The organism is Blautia sp. LMAG:36, assembly GCF_008680535.1.
In the GTDB taxonomy this organism is placed as follows: Bacteria; Bacillota; Clostridia; order Lachnospirales; family Lachnospiraceae; genus Blautia_A; species Blautia_A fusiformis.
Genome location: NZ_NALB01000006.1, coordinates 169583 through 189175, shown reverse-complemented (window position 1 = coordinate 189175; position 19593 = coordinate 169583). Strand labels below are relative to the sequence as shown.

Sequence of the window (19593 nt, the reverse complement as noted above, 5' to 3'; positions counted from 1 at the left end):
GGCTTGCAGAATAAAATTTCCACTGCCAAAAACTTTTAATGTAAATAAAGATCTGACAGATTCCTGCATGATACGCATCGCTACGTATCTGAGAATACACAGGGAAACAACCCTCCGGTATCATAAATACCAGAAGCTTTTCCCGTCTTCTCCGGCAGTGATCTGTCAGATTTTATTTTCTCTTATTTCAGTGCTTTATCCTTATATCTAGAAATCTCCTCCAGATATTTTTTCCCAAGGGCACTGATGTTAACACCCTTTCTGGCAACATAACCGATTGTCATGATCTCATCGGAATCCAGCTTCACAGCACAGTAATCGGAACCATTAAGATCCTCACAGATAATACCGGAGCATAAGGTATATCCATTCAGTCCTACCATCAGGTTCAGCATAGTAGCCCTGTCATCGGCTTTGATCAGCCGTTTGTATTCATAGGTGCTCAAAACCTCCTCAGCAAAATAAAAAGAGTTATTTCCTCCCTGTTCAAAGGACAGACACGGATATTCCTTCAGTTCTTCCAGCGTGATCTTCTCACGCTTCGCCAGAGGATGCCCCTTCCACATATAAACGTAGATCCGACAGTTGAGAAGTTCGTGAAACTCCAGACCATACTCGTGAAACATTTTTGTAAGTACCTTACGGTTAAAATCATTTACGTAGAGGATCCCGATCTCACTCTTGAAATTACGGACATCCTCGATGACCTGATGCGTCTTGGTCTCGTGGACCGCAAATTCGTACTCATCCATGCCGAATTGCTTTACCAGCTCCACAAAGGCATTAACTGCAAAGGTATAATGCTGCATGGAAACACTGAATTTTTTGCGTGACTGTTCCTTGGAAATATATTTGGCTTCCATCAGTTCGTACTGTTCCACCACCTGCCTTGCATACCCCAGAAATTCTTCGCCTGCAGGCGTTACGGCGATTCCTCGGTTCGTTCTTCGGAAGATCTCAACACCGGTTTCTGCTTCCAGCTCCCGGATTGCCGTGGAAAGACTGGGCTGAGAAATATAAAGGCTTTTTGCTGCCTCGTTCATAGATCCGGCTTTTGCAATTGCTATGGTATATCTGAGCTGTGCCAGAGTCATCTTTCTGCCTCCCCGTTTCTTGTTCCGGCTTTCTGTTCCTCTTCAGGCAGATCCGGCAACAAGCATCCTTTATCTTTTTATTTAAGGTAGTTCTTATCTACATATCCTTCTTTTCCAAGCTTCGGAACATATACATACCAGTAAGTACTGTCTTTCTTCTCAATGACTTCTACCGTATCTCCGTTATTCAGCTGGGCGATCTCATTGTCCTTGTCATACGCCTTTGTACTGCGCAGAGCCAGATAGCCGCTTTCCACTTTAACAGTCATGGATGGAGTTGTCGTACCTGAGCCTCCGGTAAGATAGTTCCTGTCAACATAACCGGTCTTATCCAGCTGCGGAACATATACATACCAGTACTGATCGTTGCTGGTGTCCTTCACCTGAACCGTGTCACCGGTATTCAGCTGTCCGATCTCATTGCTTTCATTATAGGCTGCCTTATTGCGAAGGGCAAGATAACCAGTTTCTACTTTAACTGTCCACAGACCACTGTTGTAAATATACCGGTTATCCACATATCCGGATTTATCAAGCCCCGGAGCATATACGTACCAGTAAGTAGAATCACTGCTGTCCTTTACAAGAACGACATCTCCGGTATTCAGACGTCCGATCTCGTTACTGTCATTGTAAGCTGCGGTACTTCGAAGAGCCAGATAGCCTTTTTTTACCTTTACTGTCCAGGAATCGTTGGAAGCTGTGGCGTTCTCTACTATCTGGATATAGTTTTTGTCCAGATATCCGGATTTATCCAGTCTTGGCACGTATGCATACCAGTAGGTAGCGTCCTTCCGATTTGTAACTTCCACAAGATCTCCTGTATTCAGCTGTCCGATCTCATTGCCTTTGTCAAAAGCCTTCTCACTCCGGAGAGCCAGGTATCCATCTGTGACTTTGACTTTAAAAGTGGTTCCTGCTGCTGCCTTTGCCTCCCGGATCGTCGCCGGAAAAGCTGCTGCCAGTATAAGTGTCAGAAGTACCAGCCTTTTTACTGCCTTTATATGGGACAGAAGAGTTCTTTTTCTCATATTATACGCCTCCTTTTCTTTTTTGGATCTTTCTCTGATCTGCGGCTCTCTCTGTTTTTTATTTACTGAGCAGACCGCACCGGAATTTATGGTAGTATTATATCATATTTTCAGCTGATAGCTGTAAGAATCACATCTCTTATTGCAGTCCAAAATGTTCTTTTCCACAATGCAGGTATTGACACTTTTAATTAGTAGTGTTATATTACATGTAGAACAAGATAAAAGTAATGCCCCCGGGATTTTTCCCGGGGAATTTTATACGCATACGTTCAATATATGACAGTCCGGGAGATCTGTCCTCTGAGAGGACAGATCAATCATCCGGGACGCTGCAGACTATAATATAAGGGAAGGTGAATACCATGGCAGTAAAAAGAGATTATTACGATGTTCTGGGCATTGACCGGAACGCAGATGAAAAAACAATAAAAAAAGCCTATCGTAAACTGGCCAAAAAATATCATCCGGATACAAACGCCGGTAATGCAGATGCCGCAGATAAATTTAAAGAAGTAAACGAAGCCTACGATGTCTTAAGTGATCCAAAGAAGAAAAAAATGTATGATCAGTTTGGTCATGCCGCATTTGAAGCAGGAGCTGATCCTGGAGCCGGCGCAGGTGCCGGTGGATTCGGCGGATTCCAGGGTGGCGGCAATGGCAGCTATCAGGAATTTCATTTTAACGGTGAAAATATGGACGATATTTTTGGTGATATCTTCGGAAATATGTTCCACGGCAGTCACGGCGAAAGCCGCGGTTTCGGCAGCAATGGCACATATGAGCATTTCACCGGTAACGGTGGCGGCTTTCACAGTGGATTTGGCGGAAGTGGCTTTCACAGTGGCAACGGCTTCGGCGGATTCCATCAACAGGATTTTCCGCAAAAAGGCTCTGATGTGAAGGCCAGCATCAACGTTACCTTTGATGAGGCAGCTTTTGGTGCAGATAAAAGGATCTCTCTGTCCGGTCCGGACGGAAGCTCCGGTGCACCGCAGACACTTCAGATTCATATTCCGGCAGGTATTGATACCGGCAAGAGTATCCGTCTGAAAGGAAAAGGCATGCCCGGAACCGGCGGCGGTGAGCCTGGTGACCTTCTTCTGAAGGTTACCGTAGGAACACGTCCTGGCTATGAACGAAAGGGATCGGATGTTTATACCACCATTTCTATTCCTTACACAACCGCTGTTTTCGGCGGTGAAGCCACCGTTCCCACCCTTTACGGAAATGTTATCTGTAAGATCAGGGAAGGTATGCAGTCCGGTTCCAAGATCCGCCTGAGAGGAAAAGGCATTGTTTCCATGAAGAACCCTTCCGTCCGCGGTGATCAGTATGTAACCATTCAGATCCAAGTTCCTCAGAATCTGAATTATTCCGCAAAAGAGAAACTCCATGAATATGCAAAGGCCTGTGGACTGGAACGGAGTAATGCCACCGGATCACATGTAGCATAAAAGTTAAAATAAAAGAGTATCACAAAGCTCATCACTATCAATGAGTTCCTGTGATACTCTTTTTTGATTTTAAAGTAAGATCTGATATAGCTTATGACAGCGTCATATCTCCATCTTTCACCCATCCGAGCTTACGTACAAACATATTGATCAACGGGCAGAGAACTGCCGGGAGAATAAAAGAGATCAGGAAAAGTCCTGCCCAGTCCATAGCTGTAACAGCTGTCTTGGTTCCTTCTGCAATATCATTCATCCATCCTGTATACACACCGATCTGACCTACAAAACCGCAAGTACCCATTCCTGAGGATACAGCAGTTCCGTTCATCTGAAGCCTGAACAAGCAGGTTGCAATAGGTCCTGTGATAGCAGATGTTACGATCGGAGCGATCCAGATCCTTGGATTTCTGACAATATTCCCCATCTGGAGCATGGAAGTTCCAATTCCCTGAGAGACAAGACCACCCCATTTGTTTTCCCTGAAGGACATGACCGCAAAACCTACCATCTGCGCACAGCAGCCCGCTACTGCAGCGCCGCCTGCCAGTCCGGTAAGTCCCAGAGCCGCGCAGATCGCAGCAGAAGAGATCGGCAGCGTTAGTGCGATTCCAACAAATACAGAAACCAAGATTCCCATAAAGAATGGCTGCAGATCTGTTGCCCACATGATCACGCTTCCTACCTTCATGGCAGCTTTTCCAAGAGCCGGTGCCCACCATGCGGAAAGACCTACGCCCACACCGATGGTTACAAGAGGCGTTACAAGGATATCGATCTTTGTTTCCTTTGAAACTGCCTTACCGATCTCAGCTGCAACAATGGCAACAAACAGTACAGCCAGAGGACCGCCTGCTCCGCCAAGTGCGTTGGAGGCAAATCCAACGGTGATCAGCGAAAACAATACCAGCGGCGGGCAATGCAAGGCGTAACCGATGGCTACTGCCATGGCAGGGCCGCTCATGGCAGATGCCAGAGAACCTACTGTATACTGGGTATCATTGACTGTGGCAACTGCCATAGTCAGAAACGGAATGTGAAACTGTGTGCCAATGGTGTTGATGATCGTACCGATCAGCAGGGAACAGAAAAGTCCCTGTGCCATAGCTCCCAGTGCATCGATACCATATCTCTTCAGAGAGATCTCGATATCCTTCCGTTTTAGAAATGCTTTGAATTTTTCCATTTTTAAACTCTCTCCTTACCCTGATCCGCTTCCTGCCGGATCAGTTCCTTTATTTGCAAAAAGCCTCGCTTACTTTCTCAAGTTCCTCGCGGATGGAAATATGCTGCGGACATACTTCCTCACACTGTCCGCATTTTATACATTCATCTGCACGCTTTCTGCCATGACTGGCTACCAGCCAGTCTTCCTGATGCGCTGCGGCGGCTTTATTTCCGTACAATGTCAGATAATTCATTGCTGTAAAAGAACCGGAAATTCCAATTTCCATCGGACAGACCTTTGCACAGTAGTTACAGGTTGTACATGGGATCAGAGGAATTTTGCTCATAGCCTCTCTTGCCTTATCAAGAGTCTCCTTCTCACTGTCAGTAAGGCCATTGAAATCCTTCATAAAGGAAAGGTTATCCTCCATCTGTGCAACATTGCTCATTCCGGAAAGTACGGTGATCACGCCTTCCAGATTTGCCGCAAAACGGATCGCCCAGGATGCTGTGGATGCTTCCGGCTCTGCTTCCTTCAGAAGCTTTTCCACTGCTTCCGGCGGAGTTGCAAGCATGCCGCCTTTTACAGGTTCCATGATAATGACCGGTTTTCCATGTTTTCTGGCTACCTCGTAGCAGGCTCTTGACTGGATCACCGGATTTTCCCAGTCTGCGTAATTGATCTGCAGCTGTACAAATTCCATTTCCGGATGTGCAGTGAGAAGTGCATCCAGCTCCTCCGGTGTGGAGTGGAACGAAAATCCTGCATGTCTGATCAGACCGGCTTCCTTCTGTTCATGGATCCAGTCCCATAAACCGTACTCATCAAAATATTTTGTTCTGTGCTCTCCAAGATTGTGGAGAAGATAAAAGTCGAAATATCCTGCCTTTGTTCTCTCCAGAGATGTTTTAAACTGTGCAAGAGCTTCATCTCTTGTCTTGCAGTTGATCCAGGCTGCCATCTTGGTGGCTAACTGATATTTTTCTCTCGGATAACGCTCTACCAGCGCTTCGCGGATAGCATCTTCGCTTCCTGCATAAGCCCATGCTGTATCAAAATATGTAAATCCGGCTTCCATAAATTTGTCCACCATGACTTTGGTCTGCTCCACATCGATCACACCTTCTGATTTCTGCGGAAGTCTCATAAGGCCAAAACCAAGTTTTTTGATCTCTTCACCTAAATATGCCATATCTTTCTCCCTTCTTATTACATACCGGAAAATTCCTCATATCATCTGATATATCACCGGATAAGCAATATTTCTGACACAGATATCTCCCGGACCGTTATATTTTTGCCGCAGAGAAACTGCGTTTCTCCTATTATAACGATATTTTTCCTGGTGGTAAACCTTTTTCTTTTACAAGTGTCAAGACAATGCCTGCATTACGTCTGAATTTTTGCAGAAAACAGAAAAACAGCTGCCACACGTTTATCGCACGGCAACTGTCTTTTGTCCTATCAGTTCATCTTTGTTCTTTACACCTCAGATCAAATATTTTAAACTGATATTATCTATAATCATGCATCGAAAGGAGGAAACTCCCATAGAAAACAAACAGGTTCTGAACCGCCAGACCTCATCAAAAGAACTTCATCTTATTTCCTGCGGCTGGGAAAAATGTACACCGGAACAGTCCTACGGCCCTGGTGTCCGGCGATATTACACCATCCATTTTGTGCTGAGCGGACAGGGATATTTCTATATGAACAACCGGAAATATACCTTGAAAGCCGGACAGTGCTTTTTCATTCCTCCTGTGACCAGCTCTCTCTACAAAGCAGAGCCTTCTGATCCCTGGACTTATATCTGGATCTGTTTCAATGGAGAAAATGCTCCCATACTTTGTGAACACTGTCATCTTACTGAAGAAACTCCGGTCCAGCAGCTAAATTCGGTTCTTCCCTATCAGGAAACCATTCTTGAAATGATGGCTCACCCGCAGCTGACGCCCTCCAGTGAAGCCTATATCCAGAGTGGTCTTTACCGGATCATCGCCATGCTGGAGGAAGAATTTCATGCTTCCTACACGACCATGGAATCCAATGAGAATTTTTACATCACACAGGCTGTTGATTACATCAAAAAAAGTCCGCTGCAGAATATCACTGTGACAGATGTTGCTGACTATCTCCATATCAGCCGCAGCCACCTTTACGGACTTTTTAAAAAACATCTTGGAACCACACCCCAAGCATTCCTGACTTCAGCCAAGATCATCAACGCCCGGGAGCTTCTGACCATCACGGATATCCCTGTCTCCAGCGTGGCGTTCTCCTGCGGATATCAAAATCCATTTGCCTTTTCCCGTGCCTTCAAAAAAGAAACCGGCATGACGCCACGGGAATACCGGGAAAAATATCATCATGCCGAGGATCTTCTGGATTGCTGAACCACTTTTCCTGATTTACGGAACAACTACCTTGGCATTATAGTATTCCACCGTAGCATCCATGGTCGGACCTTCGTTGTCAAACCAGTCATAAGTGATAGTTTCGCCGTTTTCTCCCCATACCTCCGGGCAGTCGATTTCTTCCCAGTCAAGCGGAACAAAATGCTCTTCCTGTTCTGATGCACGCAGCATGATCTGATGCAGCTCCTCAAATTCCTCCGGATTCAAAACTCCAGGTTTTGCGGATACAAACAGTGGTGTACCGCTCTTTGCAAGAACGTCTGCCCACTGACGATTTTTCTCCCATGGGATCATTCCGAAAATACCGACACAGTCTGCATCAATATGGTAAAACGTATTGTGCTGCGGAAGACGGAATGCCAGCGTATTTACGCCCATTCGTCTGGTACGCTCCCAGATACGTCCGCTGGTATCGTCACCGGTCCGATTCAGATGCATCAGGCCTGCGCCGAGATGTCCGATGGTATTGCAGCCGATGATCACTGCGTTGTTGCTCCGGGAAGCATCATAAATCTCCTGATAAAGCATTTTTACGATTTCTGCGCTGGTTTTGGTCTGATCATAAAAATGCCATTTCTCCATGGAATTGTCTCTTAAATTCGCCTCAAATCCCCATTTTCCAAAGAGATCAAAGGTAGAAAAATCATGCTTGATCAGCGTGTATCCCCAATCACAGATTCTCTCGATATCTTTACGGATATATTCCAGTGCATCCGGGTGGGACGGATCGAGACAGTCATTATAGGAAATTCTCCACTCATCCGGGATATTCTCATCTTCATTAAGAAGCAGACGGACCCAGATACCCGGGCGGACACCTTTTTTCTCCAGCTTGTCTGCAAGACCTTTCATATCCGGAAATCTGGCATTGCCTTTTGTCCAGGGTCCACCGTTGTATTCATCCAGGCGGTGATGCTCCTGCCAGCAGTCATCAATGACCATGAACGGAGGATTTTTTACACCTTCGGTCAGTTTCAGGATATAATCGGTATCACTTAAGATCTCCTCTTCGGAGCTGTCACCGTAAGCATAATACCAGTTATTGCTTCCATATACCGGAAACTCTGGGAAGATCGGATCTGTACACATTTTTTCACAGAATTTCTGTGCAGTTTCAAAAGTATCTGCTCCTTCTGCTTCCATGCAGACGATCTGTGCGGCACACAGCTTTCTTCCTTTCAGCTGTACTCCTGTATTTCCGCAGCGAACATCCAGAAACAAAGTAATTCCTTTGGTATCCACCTGCCAGCAGCACATAGCAGAAGGACGGACCTTTACGCCAAAGCAGAGAACCTTCTCAGAAAGCTTCGCCAGAAAATACCATGGCAGATAACGGTTTCCGCTCATTCCATGCCATTCCGCATCACCATAGGTACGTTCCCAGGCATCTCCCAGAAATCTGGCTGATTTCGGGATCTTATAGTTCCATCTCAGCTTCACACATCTCACTGCATCCTCGGATGTGACAAATATATCCTCATGTTCACCTGCGTCCTGAAATTCCACAGTAGTTGCACCGGCAGCTACTGTCGTCTGCCCTCCCTGGCACACAAGTCTCTCCTCTTCTGTTTCCACTGTTACATAATCCGGTACCCCAAGCTTAAAATCTGCATATTTTTTCTGCATCATTCTCTCCTCCTGTACTTTTTCATTTACATTTTGCTTTACCTGCATACTCATGAATACTGTCTTTCTATCGTCTGTTCAACTCAGAAGAATGTACGAAAAATTTTTTTTAATATATTTTGTCTATATGCCTTATTATATTGATTTTTTTGGTTTTTTCTATGCTTTAAAGTTATTATAACATTGCAGAATGTTCAATCTGCATAAGCTTTTCAGTCCTTGTCCGATTCGCTTTTTAACGTAAGAACATAAAGGGCTAAAGATGGAAATTAGTTTTTCATTTTACGGGACACAAATTCTTCACAATTTTTTAGCACTCGCCTCTTGACTTTGCTAACAACAAGTGTTATATTACATATAGAACAAAGGAGAAGATAAAAAAGAACTTCCAGATGTTCAGAATAAAACCAAACGATCACCACTGCGGAATAACCCGAAGTGGTAACTATATACCGGCAACAGTTGGATTTCTTGATCCACCGGAACGGCTTTTCAATTTGAAAGGAGAAATGACTTATGATGTTCCCGAGTGTATTTGGAGAAAACTTATTTGATGACTGGATGGATGATTTTGGATTCAGAGATAATTTCTTTAGCGGAAAGAACCCTCTTTATGGCAAACATGCAAAAAATATCATGAAAACTGATGTACGTGAAACAGATAAAGGCTATGAGCTGGATGTAGATCTTCCAGGATTTAAGAAAGATGAAGTACAGGTACAGCTGAAGGATGGTTATCTTACCATCTCTGCTGCCAAGGGTCTTGACAAAGACGAGGAAGACAAGAAAGGCAATTATATCCGCCGTGAACGTTATGCCGGCAGCACAAGCAGAAGCTTCTATGTTGGTAATGGTGTAAAAAACGAAGATGTCCATGCAAAATTTGAGAACGGTGTTCTGAGACTTTCTATTCCGAAAAAAGCAGCTGAAGAGATTGAAGCTGATAAATATGTATCTATTGAAGGCTGACATCGACTCACTCTCACAGGAGGAGAATCCATAAGGATTCTCCTCCTCTTTTTTATACGCAATAATACATATGACACTCTCTTTCCAATTTACTACGTACTCACAAGTACTTTCACTCTATAGTAATGATCCTATTGTCAAAGTTTTCATGATATTGGATATTTTTTAACAAATACGCTTGATTTTTTGAATATTTTTTATATATTTTGCATTATATTATTTCATTTTTTTGAAATTAATGGTATAATATGCACAGCTAATCGGATATTTGCAATCCGCATTCGGTTAAATAAATCTGTTTCGTAATCCTTCAGGATAATTCTCCTGAACAACCACGTAAAACACGATCACGACAGGAGGTTTTTATTATGGATCAGGACAACATCATAAAAATTTATGCACGCACTGACAACCGCATACAGCTTAAAATGATTCCGGGACACTTCGTAACATCCCAATCCCATATCACACACTACCTGGATCTCACTACTATGAAATCCAGATGCGCTGAAGCACAGCGTATTGCATCCGCTCTCGCAGCAAATTACGAAGCATCCATTCCGGTAGACACCATCGTCTGCATGGACGGACTTGAAGTGATCGGTGCTTATCTCGCCGAAGAACTGACCAAAGCCGGCGTCCTTTCCATGAACGCACACCAGACCATCTACGTCATCACCCCTGAGTTCAACAGCACCGGGCAGATGATCTTCCGCGACAACTATGAACCAATGATCAATGGAAAAAACATCCTCATCCTAAATGGCTCCATCACCACCGGATCCACATTGAACCGAGCTATCGAAAGCGTTCTGTACTATGGCGGTAAGATCCGCGGCGTGGCAGCCATCTACAGCAGTGTAGACAGTGTAGCCACACTCCCTGTCCACTCTATCTTTCAGGCCAGAGACATCCCGGACTATCACTCCTACCGCTCTGACAACTGCCCACTGTGCAAAAACCGCCAGAAGATCGATGCTATTGTCAGCAGTTACGGATATTCTGTATTATAAGATTCAGATCAATCAACGAATCCCCCATGGATAGCAAAACCAGTGGGGGATTCTCTTTATCTTTTCTTATTATAATTGATATTCTCTATACATGGCTTCACGCATTTCTTTATCTGTAACAACCTTCTGAATCTCATTACCACGATTATCAAGTATAAGCCTGTTGATCAGAACACTAAGTCGTTCTTCCCCCTGGGCCATTCCCTGAGCTATTCCCTGAGCCATTCCCTGGGCCATTCCCTGAGCCATTCCCTGAGCCATTCCCTGTTCTCGCCCCAGTGCTTCAGCCTGTTCCTTAGCTTCCGCCATCAGTCTTGCCCTTTTCTCAGATTCCAGTTCCAGAACATGTCCACCCATAATCTCACCTATTCCTTTCCGGACTTTCTCCTCATTTCTGAAAATATGATCAGATATCCGAGTTATCAGTCCAATCAGATCACTGAACAGTTCAGACCTTCCAGATTCAGTGATCTCTACCTCCAGTTTACTCCGGATCACTTCATATTCATTCAGTAATTCCTGAAAAAGTTGTGGATTCTCACTCATCTCATGCCCTCTTTTTTCATATCGCATGATATAAAAAGGAAGCAGCATAAGAAGACTCTTTTCAAATATCTTATCTTTTGTATAATTCTCTACTTTAATGGCAGGCACTCTGTACAAATGACATCCCCCATCCGGAAAAACCACATCCACTTCCAGAAAATCCGGCGTATTCCTACTATTTCTCAGATACAACACACAAGAACGTGGAAACTCCATCCGATACCTCCGTCCCTGCTTTCTGGCAAACTCAACAGCAGTTGCAAAATCATACTCTATCATCCGTACAGCCATTGTCGTGTCATCCGTACTCTGACATTCTATATGATAAATCCTGTTTCCGATCAACAGCCGCGAATCCGTAATAATCTCACCATCCACCCGCTGATACTCATTACGCAGTTGCACAATCTCCACATCAGCCGGGTATGATGTATGAAAAACATCATTGATCAAAGGCACGACCAGAAACGTCATTTTCTCCATCATAGTACGAAAAACATCATCAAAAATCGTATTATCTCTCAAACAATACTCCTTCTGGTATATACAATTATACCATCAACCAAACACTTCAGAAACCCTGTATACAGTTTTTATAAATATTTTTGAAAAAACGCTTCAGACATTGAAGCAAAAAAGAAATCAAATAAATGGATAGATCTTATAAGATATACAAATCATACCACACATCCCACCACAACACCACAAAAACCCATCTCCAAATTTCGACACCACCTTCCAGCGTCCAGCAACGCGCCGACATTCACAACCTCCCTCCAAACCACATGGAATCTCAACCTTCCAAACTACAGGCGTCCAGCAACGCGCCGACGCTCACAACCTCCCTCCAAACCACATGGAATCTCAACCTTCCAAACTACAAGCGTCCAGCAACGCGCCGACGCTCACAACCTCCCTCCAAACCACATGGAAACTCAGCCTTTCCTCCCAGCCATCCAGCGCAGCGCTGATGGCTCATCCAACTCCCGTCAGACCACTCTACCCCTCCCACCATGACCGCACAGTGTGAGGTTTGCAGCAGAAGTCCGGGTGCTTTGGAGTGAGCCTTGGTCCATACTTAGCGTCTGAGGTGGTTCACGGAGAGGTACCCGGCGGCCACAAGCCGCAGGGTAAGGTCCATCTGTCTGAGCCAGGTACGCATCAGCGTACATGGCGAGTTATGGGCCGGCCGCTCCGTGAGGCACCTCAGACGCTTAGTATGACCAGGCGAAACGACGGCACCCGGACTTCTGCTGCAAATCTCACACGTCCGTCCGTGTCATCTTGCCCACACCAAACACCTGTGCTATAATCAAACTAATTAAAAAACCGAGGTAAACCACACATGAACAAAAAAGAAATCGCAGAAATAAAAAAACAATTCACCCCTGACCGCTGCTCCATCACCCGCATCTGCGGCTGCTACGTAGACGGTGAAAAAAACAAAAAAACCGAACTCAAAGAAGCCTTCTTATCCTTATCAGAGGAAGAAACCTTCAAATACTTCGACATCTTCCGAAAAACCCTCACCGGCACCATCGGAAAAAACCTCATCAACATGGAATTTCCTCTGGATCAGGAAACCGAAGGCGGAACCCAAAACTTCCTCATGAAACTCCGCAAAAGCAAACTCACCGACGACACCCTCACCGAAGCCTTCTACGACAGAATCATAGAAAACTACGACTACGGTGAAAACTACTACATCATCCTCATCCACGCAGTCTACGACATCCCCGGCAAATCCTCCGACGGTGCCGAAATGTTCGACGCTTCCGATGAGATCTACGATCACATCCTCTGCAGTATCTGCCCGGTCAAGCTCTCCAAAGCAGGCCTGCATTACAATGCAGAGACAAACAATATTGAAGACCGTATCCGGGACTGGCTGGTAGAAATGCCTGACTGGGGCTTCCTTTTCCCACAGTTCAACGACCGCAGTACCGATATCCACGGACTTCTCTACTACACCAAAAACGCCGAAAATCTCCGCTCCACCATGATGGAAGAAGTCTTCGGCTGCACCACACCACTATCTGCCGGAACCCAGCGTGACTCCTTCAATGCTCTGGTGGAAGAAACCCTTGGTGATGACTGTGCCTACGACACAGTCCTTGAGATCCACGAAAAGCTCAACGATCTCATCGAATCCCAGAAGGACGAACCGGAACCTGTTGTCCTCACCAAATCCGAAGTCAAACGTCTCTTCGAAGAATGCGGCGTAGAAGACGAAAAGCTCCAGAACTTCGATGAACAGTATGAGCTTGCCGCAGGAGAAAAATCAGCTCTGGTAGCATCCAACATCACCAACACCCGGAAATTCGAGATCAAAACCCCTGACGTGGTGATCCATGTAGCACCGGACCGGGCAGAACTGGTAGAAACCCGCATCATCGATGGTCGAAAATGCCTTGTGATCCCCATGGAAAGTGAAATAGAACTCAACGGCATCCGTGTCAGCACACTGAACTCTGTTGAAGATACATCCGCAGAACCGCTTCCTGTTAATGATATTACTGACATTGATAACAGTAACACCGAAGAAGAAATCCCATTTTAAAGGAGACCTTATGAACGATAAAAAAATCCTGTTCTTCGACATAGACGGCACACTGCTTACGCCTCACCCCTTCAAGGTTCCGGAGAGCACCAGCCGCGCCCTCACAAAAGCCCATGAAAACGGTCATCTTCTTTTCATCAACACCGGCCGCACCAAAGTAATGATGCCCTCTGCACTCTCAGAGCTTCATTTCGATGGCTATATATACGGCTGTGGAACCCACATTTACATGGACAACAAATTGCTTTTTTTCCGCACAGTCCCAAATCTTCTGTGCAAGGAAACCGTAGACCTTCTCCGCAAATGCAAGATCGAGGCAATTTTTGAATCCAACACTGAGATCCTGTATGATGGCATATCTCCGGCCCAGTCCGAATTCGGAGTCAAAATGCGAAAAGAAATTCCAATGGTCGACATCACAAAATTCAATCGGGAGGATGCCTGCACTTACTCCTATGACAAATTCCTGGTACATATGCTGCCGGATTCCGATGTCGAAAAATTCCGCAGCTTCTGTAATGATCATTACACCTATTTTGATCACGGAGACGGAATCTGGGAAGTCACACAAAAGGGTACCAGCAAAGCCACAGGCATGGAATTTCTCCTGGACCGCCTTTCCATCCCCAAGGAAAACTGCTATGCATTCGGAGACAGTCCCAACGACCTTCCCATGCTGAAAGCTGCCGGAGTCAGCGTTGCTATGGGAAATGCTTACGGAGGCATCGAAAAACACTGCACATACCAGACAGACTCAGTGGACAAGGACGGGATCCTTCACGCACTAGAGCATCTCGATCTGATCTGATGATCCGTAAAGCAGGCATGAGCATTACAAAAAACGAGCCGTGTACGATAAATCCGTACACGGCTCGTTGTCTTTTCTCTTATCATTCCATTGTAAACATGGTATCTTATTTCTCAGCTTCCAGTGTAGCAGCTGCCTCAGATTCTGTACTATCTGCAGTCTCCTCATCAGCCTTTGCAGAATCTCCCTCTGTCTCCGGTGTCTCGGTCACATCGGTCTGCTCCTCAGCTGCCGGTGTCTCGGTTGCCTCAGCCTCTGCAGAATCTGCTATCGGTGTCTCAGTTACATCCGGGTCCGGTGTCGGAGTTGGAGTCTGGATCGTAAAGCTGTGATTATCTGTGATCTTGATCTTCTTGATCAATTTTTTCTCTTCTTTGATATCAGCTTTCTTCTTCCAGCCATCTGTTGTATCATTATAGAAATCATCCTTCTTGGTGTTTGTCAGAGACTCTTTCTTACTCTCCGTTGCAGTTTTATCATTCTTGGAATCCAGTCTCACAACATACCATACGGAATCTGTCTTTATGATCTCCTCGTTCAGTGCACCCTCGTCCAGCTTTCTTAAAGCGGTACGAACCTCATCCGGATAAGTAGTTCCGTTGGCAGCACTGTCATCACCTTCCTCATAGGTAGGGCATGTTCCGGTTGTTGCGGTCATATCCTCGGAGATCTTATCTCCAAGAGTATTGAAATCTGCAGCCGGATCCTCTTTAACCTTGTCATAGAACTTCTGAAGATTCTCTTTATTCTTCTTGATATCATCATCGGAAAGATCATCTCCGCTGACCTTTGCACTTGCATAGCTGAAGGACATCTGCTGATATTCTTTCTCATCCAGTTTCACGTCCGCTTTGGCTTCAATGGCATCCTTCATCTTCACATCGTATGTTTCAAGCTCGAGGAAAGTCTTCACCATATCTTCATCAACCGCAAGCTCTGCAATTGTCTCATCGGAATTGGCAGCCATAAAGTTCTTGGCAGCTTCCTCAAGAGCCTTCTGCTCATCATCTGTGATTTCAACATCATACTCGGAAGCGTGTTCTTTCTCCAGACACATCTTTTCAACAGTTTCAACAGAAGTTGTTACCGCATTTTCACCGTAAGTCTCATCGGAATCATCATCCATTTTGGTACTCCAGATAGACATATCGCTTCCACCGCCAAGATACATCTTGTACATTGCCTCAGCCTGTGCCTGCTGCATACGTGCTGCCAAACTTACAACGCCAAACGGGATTTCCTGCTTATTGACTGTCACTGCGATCTTTGTACCATCGAGTTTTTTATTTCCGCAGCCTGCCATCATTCCTGCCGCTGTAACGCAGACAAGAGCAGTAACTGCCGCTTTCTTTACTGAATTTCTCATTTCATCCTCCATCTATCCGTCCATAAGAATCACGGTCCGGCTCTTATTCCATAATACTTGATTATAAACGTTTTCACCTTTAAGAGCAAGGAATTTCACGAACTTACACGACATTTCACAAATTATCCACAAGTCTTTCCGGGAAAATATCCGGTATCCACAAACCGGATGTTTTTTCCCGTGGATAACCCTAAGCTTAGCTGATTCTTCCCTTTACTCCAGCGGCTCTGCCAGTTTTGCCAGCTCCCCCGCAAACTTCATCAGCTCTTCGATCAGCCTTCCCTGTGGTGTCAGGATAAATTTCGGCTCATGATCAGCCTTAAACTGCAAACCTCTCCGGTACTGCGCCATAATAGCCGGGATACCTGCGGGATCCAGCTTGGCCTTTTCATAGAGCGTGATCCGGACATCTTTTCCAAGCTGCTTGATCTCCGTCACATATCCCTGATGGGCAAGAGCCTTCAGTCTTGCAATGGCAAGAAGATTCAGCACAGCTTTTGTCGGCTCGCCAAAACGGTCGATCAGCTCCTCCAGCATATCGTCATATTCCTGCTGGCTTTCAATACCGGCAATACGCTTATAAATATCCAGCTTCTGGAACTCGTTGCCGATATAGGAATCCGGGATAAATGCATCAATATTGAGATCAATGGTCGTCTCAAAATCATCCATAGTCCGGATTCCCTTTGCCTCCTTGACAGCCTCACTGAGCATCTTGCAGTAAAGGTCATAACCAACTGCGTTCATATGCCCGTGCTGCTGAGCACCGAGAAGATTTCCTGCTCCACGAAGCTCCAGATCCTTCATAGCTATCTTAAAACCGCTTCCAAGGTCTGAATACTCCCGCATGGCGCTGAGCCGTTTCTCCGCGGTCTCCTGGAGCATCTTGTTTTTGGTATACATCAGGAATGCATAAGCAGTCCTGTTGGAACGTCCTACACGCCCACGGAGCTGATAAAGCTGGGAAAGGCCATATCTGTCCGAATCATGGATGATCATAGTGTTTACGTTGGAAATATCCAGTCCTGTCTCAATAATAGTGGTGGAAACCAGTACATCCACATCTCCATTGATAAAATCATACATTACCTGCTCCAGTTCCCTCTGACTCATCTGTCCATGTGCAAAATCCACTCTGGCCTCCGGCACAAGTCTGGATATCCGAAGGGCTACTTCGGCAATGTCATTGACTCGATTATATACGTAATACACCTGTCCCCCCCGGCGAAGCTCCCTGCGGATGGCTTCCCGAACAGTCTCCTCATCGTACTCCATAACGTATGTCTGGATCGGCACACGATCCATCGGCGGCTCTTCCAGAACGCTCATATCACGGATACCGATGAGACTCATATGAAGAGTTCTCGGAATCGGCGTTGCCGTCAGCGTCAGTACATCCACATCTTTTTTCATCTGCTTGATCTTCTCCTTGTGAGTAACACCAAAGCGCTGCTCCTCATCAATGATCAGAAGTCCAAGATTTTTAAATTCCACATCTTTTGAAAGAACTCTGTGGGTGCCGATCACAATATCTACCTGCCCCTTTTTGATCCCTTCGATGGTCTTTTTCTGCTGGGCAGATGTCCGGAAACGGCAGAGAAGCTCCACCTTCACCGGAAATTCTTTCATACGCTGTACAAAGGTATTGTAATGCTGCTGGGCAAGAATGGTAGTAGGGACCAGATAAAACACCTGCCGGCTTTCCTGTACTGCCTTAAACGCAGCTCTTAAAGCCACCTCCGTCTTTCCGTAACCAACGTCACCACACACAAGACGGTCCATGATCCTAGTGCTTTCCATATCTCTCTTGGTATCCTCAATGGCTGCCAGCTGATCCTCTGTCTCCTCATAGGGAAACATCTCCTCAAATTCCTTCTGCCATACGGTATCCGGTCCGCAGACATACCCCTCTTTCTCCTGGCGGACTGCATAAAGCTCTACCAGCTCTTTTGCGATATTTTTTACCGCACCCTTAACACGGCTCTTGGTCTTATTCCACTCCTGACCGCCAAGCTTGTTCAGCTTAGGCGTTTTTGCATTTTCGGAGGATCCTGAATATTTCTGCAAAGCATCCAGCTGGGTTGCCAGGATATAGAGATTACTGCCGCCCCGGTATTCGATCTTGATGTAATCCTTCACAACACGGTCAACCTCTACCTTTTCGATTCCACGGTAAATACCCAGTCCGTGCTTTTCATGAACAACAAGATCACCAATGGAAAGCTCTGCAAAATCCTGGATCCTGTTTCCGCTGTACTTTTTCTTTTTTTTACGCTTTTTCTGCTCTTTGCCGAAAATATCGGTTTCCGTCATCACTGCAAATTTGATTAGCGGATACTGGAAGCCACGTCTTGCGTGACCATAGACAACCATGATCTCCCCGGGACTGATGATACGATCCATGTCCTGGCTGTAAAAAGCATTCAGTCCTTCCTCTGAAAGATCCTTTGCCAGACGCTCCGCCCTGGTCCTGGAACCGGAGAGCAATGCGATCCGGTATCCCTGACTCTTATACTGAAGGAGATCCTTTACCAGAAGTTCAAAGCTGCTGTTATAAGAATCTACAGACTTCACCGTAAGATCAAATTCCTCATTGATCTTCCATCCGGAACGTCTGGGAGAAAGTGCGGATACAGCCACACAATTCCGTCTGTTCAGCTTCTTCTGCAGTTCCTGAAAGCCACATAGCCACTGCTCCGGAAGATTTGCCTCGCCTTTTTCCTCTCTGTGCATACGACTCTGACGGTACTCTTCCTCCACACCCTCGCCGTTTTCTGCCAGGTGGTTCAGTTCATCCAGAAACACCAGTGTTTTTTCTTCCGGAAAATAATCCAGAAAGGATACCATATCTTCTCCGTCCATCTTTTCTGCGGCCGGATAAATCGTAATTTCATCTACATTTTCCAGAGATCTCTGACTTTCCGCATCAAAGCTCCGGATAGAATCCACCTCATCATCCCACAGTTCGATACGCCAAGGATTATCCTCTGTCAGCGGATAGATATCAATGATTCCTCCACGCACAGAAAACTGCCCCGGAAGCTCTACCTGACCGGTGCGTTCATACCCCAGCTCTACCAGCTCTTCCTTCAACTGATCCAGATCGATCACACTGTCACTTTTAAAATGAAGAAGTCTGCTTCTAATCTTTTCCAGCGGCATCAGGAAATCCATACATCCGTCAATGCTGGTAACAACGGTCACTTCTTCCTGTTCCAGAAGTGCCCGAATCACACGCATCCGCTGCCGGATCAGAAGATTTCCGTGTATATCTGCCTGAAAAAACAGAAGATCCTTTGCCGGATAAAAATATACATTTTTGTCATAGAATCGGTAATCCTCATAGATTTCCTTTGCGTTGCGCTCATCATCCGCAAGGATCAGATGATATGGAAAAAGCCCGGAAAGTCCATACATCAGATGGACCTTCTGGGACTCCATGCATCCGGAAACATTAAGAATTCCGCAGTTTGCGCCACAGCGCTTTTTTATTTCCTCAAACTCTGCAAGACCCTGCAGAGGATGCAAAAATGCTTCCATA

At 45.7% G+C, this 19593-nt stretch carries 14 protein-coding genes; 6 read left to right on the top strand and 8 right to left on the bottom strand.

Features of this window, described 5'->3' with window-relative positions; all coding sequences use genetic code 11:
- Nucleotides 1-182: 182 nt before the first annotated feature.
- Together CCC17_RS08205 and CCC17_RS08200 are read right to left on the bottom strand one after the other, a co-directional pair.
- Nucleotides 183-1094 (bottom strand): LysR family transcriptional regulator, encoded by a 912-nt coding sequence (locus CCC17_RS08205; RefSeq protein WP_015525527.1) that lies wholly within the window; start codon nucleotides 1092-1094, stop codon nucleotides 183-185.
- Nucleotides 1095-1171: 77 nt separating this feature from the next.
- Nucleotides 1172-2125: an SH3 domain-containing protein gene (locus CCC17_RS08200; protein ID WP_059086225.1), complete on the bottom strand. Its 954-nt coding sequence runs from the start codon at nucleotides 2123-2125 to the stop codon at nucleotides 1172-1174.
- 365 nt (nucleotides 2126-2490) lie between these two features.
- Between CCC17_RS08200 and CCC17_RS08195 the strand changes: the two genes are divergently transcribed.
- Nucleotides 2491-3582 (top strand): DnaJ C-terminal domain-containing protein, encoded by a 1092-nt coding sequence (locus tag CCC17_RS08195; protein ID WP_059086226.1) that lies wholly within the window; start codon nucleotides 2491-2493, stop codon nucleotides 3580-3582.
- A 91-nt stretch (nucleotides 3583-3673) separates the two neighbouring features.
- Here the strand turns inward: CCC17_RS08195 and CCC17_RS08190 are convergent, their stop codons facing one another.
- Complete coding sequence (locus CCC17_RS08190; protein ID WP_015525523.1) at nucleotides 3674-4765, bottom strand: PTS transporter subunit IIC; 1092 nt, start codon at nucleotides 4763-4765, stop codon at nucleotides 3674-3676.
- Between the two features lie 49 nt (nucleotides 4766-4814).
- Nucleotides 4815-5939 carry an aldo/keto reductase gene (locus CCC17_RS08185; RefSeq protein WP_161209174.1) on the bottom strand — a complete coding sequence of 375 codons (1125 nt, stop codon included), beginning with the start codon at nucleotides 5937-5939 and terminating at the stop codon, nucleotides 4815-4817.
- Between the two features lie 334 nt (nucleotides 5940-6273).
- On the opposite strand from CCC17_RS08185, the gene CCC17_RS08180 reads away from it, so the two are divergent.
- The gene (locus CCC17_RS08180) at nucleotides 6274-7143 is read left to right on the top strand and encodes an AraC family transcriptional regulator (protein ID WP_015525520.1); all 870 of its coding nucleotides are present in this window, start codon (nucleotides 6274-6276) and stop codon (nucleotides 7141-7143) included.
- A 15-nt stretch (nucleotides 7144-7158) separates the two neighbouring features.
- On the opposite strand, the gene CCC17_RS08175 is transcribed toward CCC17_RS08180, so the two are convergent.
- Nucleotides 7159-8793, bottom strand: a complete 1635-nt coding sequence (locus CCC17_RS08175) for a glycoside hydrolase family 36 protein (protein ID WP_161209176.1) — start codon at nucleotides 8791-8793, stop codon at nucleotides 7159-7161.
- Between the two features lie 513 nt (nucleotides 8794-9306).
- On the opposite strand from CCC17_RS08175, the gene CCC17_RS08170 reads away from it, so the two are divergent.
- Together CCC17_RS08170 and CCC17_RS08165 are read left to right on the top strand one after the other, a co-directional pair.
- Complete coding sequence (locus CCC17_RS08170) at nucleotides 9307-9759, top strand: Hsp20/alpha crystallin family protein (RefSeq protein ID WP_015525518.1); 453 nt, start codon at nucleotides 9307-9309, stop codon at nucleotides 9757-9759.
- Nucleotides 9760-10127: 368 nt separating this feature from the next.
- The gene (locus CCC17_RS08165) at nucleotides 10128-10772 is read left to right on the top strand and encodes an orotate phosphoribosyltransferase (protein WP_015525517.1); all 645 of its coding nucleotides are present in this window, start codon (nucleotides 10128-10130) and stop codon (nucleotides 10770-10772) included.
- A 69-nt stretch (nucleotides 10773-10841) separates the two neighbouring features.
- On the opposite strand, the gene CCC17_RS08160 is transcribed toward CCC17_RS08165, so the two are convergent.
- Nucleotides 10842-11843: a hypothetical protein gene (locus CCC17_RS08160; RefSeq protein ID WP_092073574.1), complete on the bottom strand. Its 1002-nt coding sequence runs from the start codon at nucleotides 11841-11843 to the stop codon at nucleotides 10842-10844.
- An 820-nt stretch (nucleotides 11844-12663) separates the two neighbouring features.
- On the opposite strand from CCC17_RS08160, the gene CCC17_RS08155 reads away from it, so the two are divergent.
- Together CCC17_RS08155 and CCC17_RS08150 are read left to right on the top strand one after the other, a co-directional pair.
- On the top strand, nucleotides 12664-13878 hold the full coding sequence (locus CCC17_RS08155) for a DUF4317 domain-containing protein (protein ID WP_059086232.1): 1215 nt from the start codon (nucleotides 12664-12666) through the stop codon (nucleotides 13876-13878).
- Between the two features lie 10 nt (nucleotides 13879-13888).
- The gene (locus CCC17_RS08150; RefSeq protein ID WP_015525514.1) at nucleotides 13889-14686 is read left to right on the top strand and encodes a Cof-type HAD-IIB family hydrolase; all 798 of its coding nucleotides are present in this window, start codon (nucleotides 13889-13891) and stop codon (nucleotides 14684-14686) included.
- Nucleotides 14687-14792: 106 nt separating this feature from the next.
- Here CCC17_RS08150 and CCC17_RS08145 read toward each other — a convergent pair whose 3' ends face one another.
- Both CCC17_RS08145 and mfd read right to left on the bottom strand, forming a co-directional pair.
- Nucleotides 14793-16052 (bottom strand): hypothetical protein, encoded by a 1260-nt coding sequence (locus tag CCC17_RS08145; protein ID WP_015525513.1) that lies wholly within the window; start codon nucleotides 16050-16052, stop codon nucleotides 14793-14795.
- A 213-nt stretch (nucleotides 16053-16265) separates the two neighbouring features.
- Nucleotides 16266-19592: a transcription-repair coupling factor gene (gene mfd, locus CCC17_RS08140; RefSeq protein ID WP_287082904.1), complete on the bottom strand. Its 3327-nt coding sequence runs from the start codon at nucleotides 19590-19592 to the stop codon at nucleotides 16266-16268.
- Nucleotide 19593 lies beyond the last annotated feature (1 nt).

Coding starts and splice junctions, on each gene's coding strand:
- CCC17_RS08205 (WP_015525527.1), bottom strand. CDS start 1,094: ATGACTCTGGCACAGCTCAGATATACCATAGCAATTGCAAAAGCCGGA.
- CCC17_RS08200 (WP_059086225.1), bottom strand. CDS start 2,125: ATGAGAAAAAGAACTCTTCTGTCCCATATAAAGGCAGTAAAAAGGCTG.
- CCC17_RS08195 (WP_059086226.1), top strand. CDS start 2,491: ATGGCAGTAAAAAGAGATTATTACGATGTTCTGGGCATTGACCGGAAC.
- CCC17_RS08190 (WP_015525523.1), bottom strand. CDS start 4,765: ATGGAAAAATTCAAAGCATTTCTAAAACGGAAGGATATCGAGATCTCT.
- CCC17_RS08185 (WP_161209174.1), bottom strand. CDS start 5,939: ATGGCATATTTAGGTGAAGAGATCAAAAAACTTGGTTTTGGCCTTATG.
- CCC17_RS08180 (WP_015525520.1), top strand. CDS start 6,274: ATGCATCGAAAGGAGGAAACTCCCATAGAAAACAAACAGGTTCTGAAC.
- CCC17_RS08175 (WP_161209176.1), bottom strand. CDS start 8,793: ATGATGCAGAAAAAATATGCAGATTTTAAGCTTGGGGTACCGGATTAT.
- CCC17_RS08170 (WP_015525518.1), top strand. CDS start 9,307: ATGATGTTCCCGAGTGTATTTGGAGAAAACTTATTTGATGACTGGATG.
- CCC17_RS08165 (WP_015525517.1), top strand. CDS start 10,128: ATGGATCAGGACAACATCATAAAAATTTATGCACGCACTGACAACCGC.
- CCC17_RS08155 (WP_059086232.1), top strand. CDS start 12,664: ATGAACAAAAAAGAAATCGCAGAAATAAAAAAACAATTCACCCCTGAC.
- CCC17_RS08150 (WP_015525514.1), top strand. CDS start 13,889: ATGAACGATAAAAAAATCCTGTTCTTCGACATAGACGGCACACTGCTT.
- CCC17_RS08145 (WP_015525513.1), bottom strand. CDS start 16,052: ATGAGAAATTCAGTAAAGAAAGCGGCAGTTACTGCTCTTGTCTGCGTT.
- mfd (WP_287082904.1), bottom strand. CDS start 19,592: ATGGAAGCATTTTTGCATCCTCTGCAGGGTCTTGCAGAGTTTGAGGAA.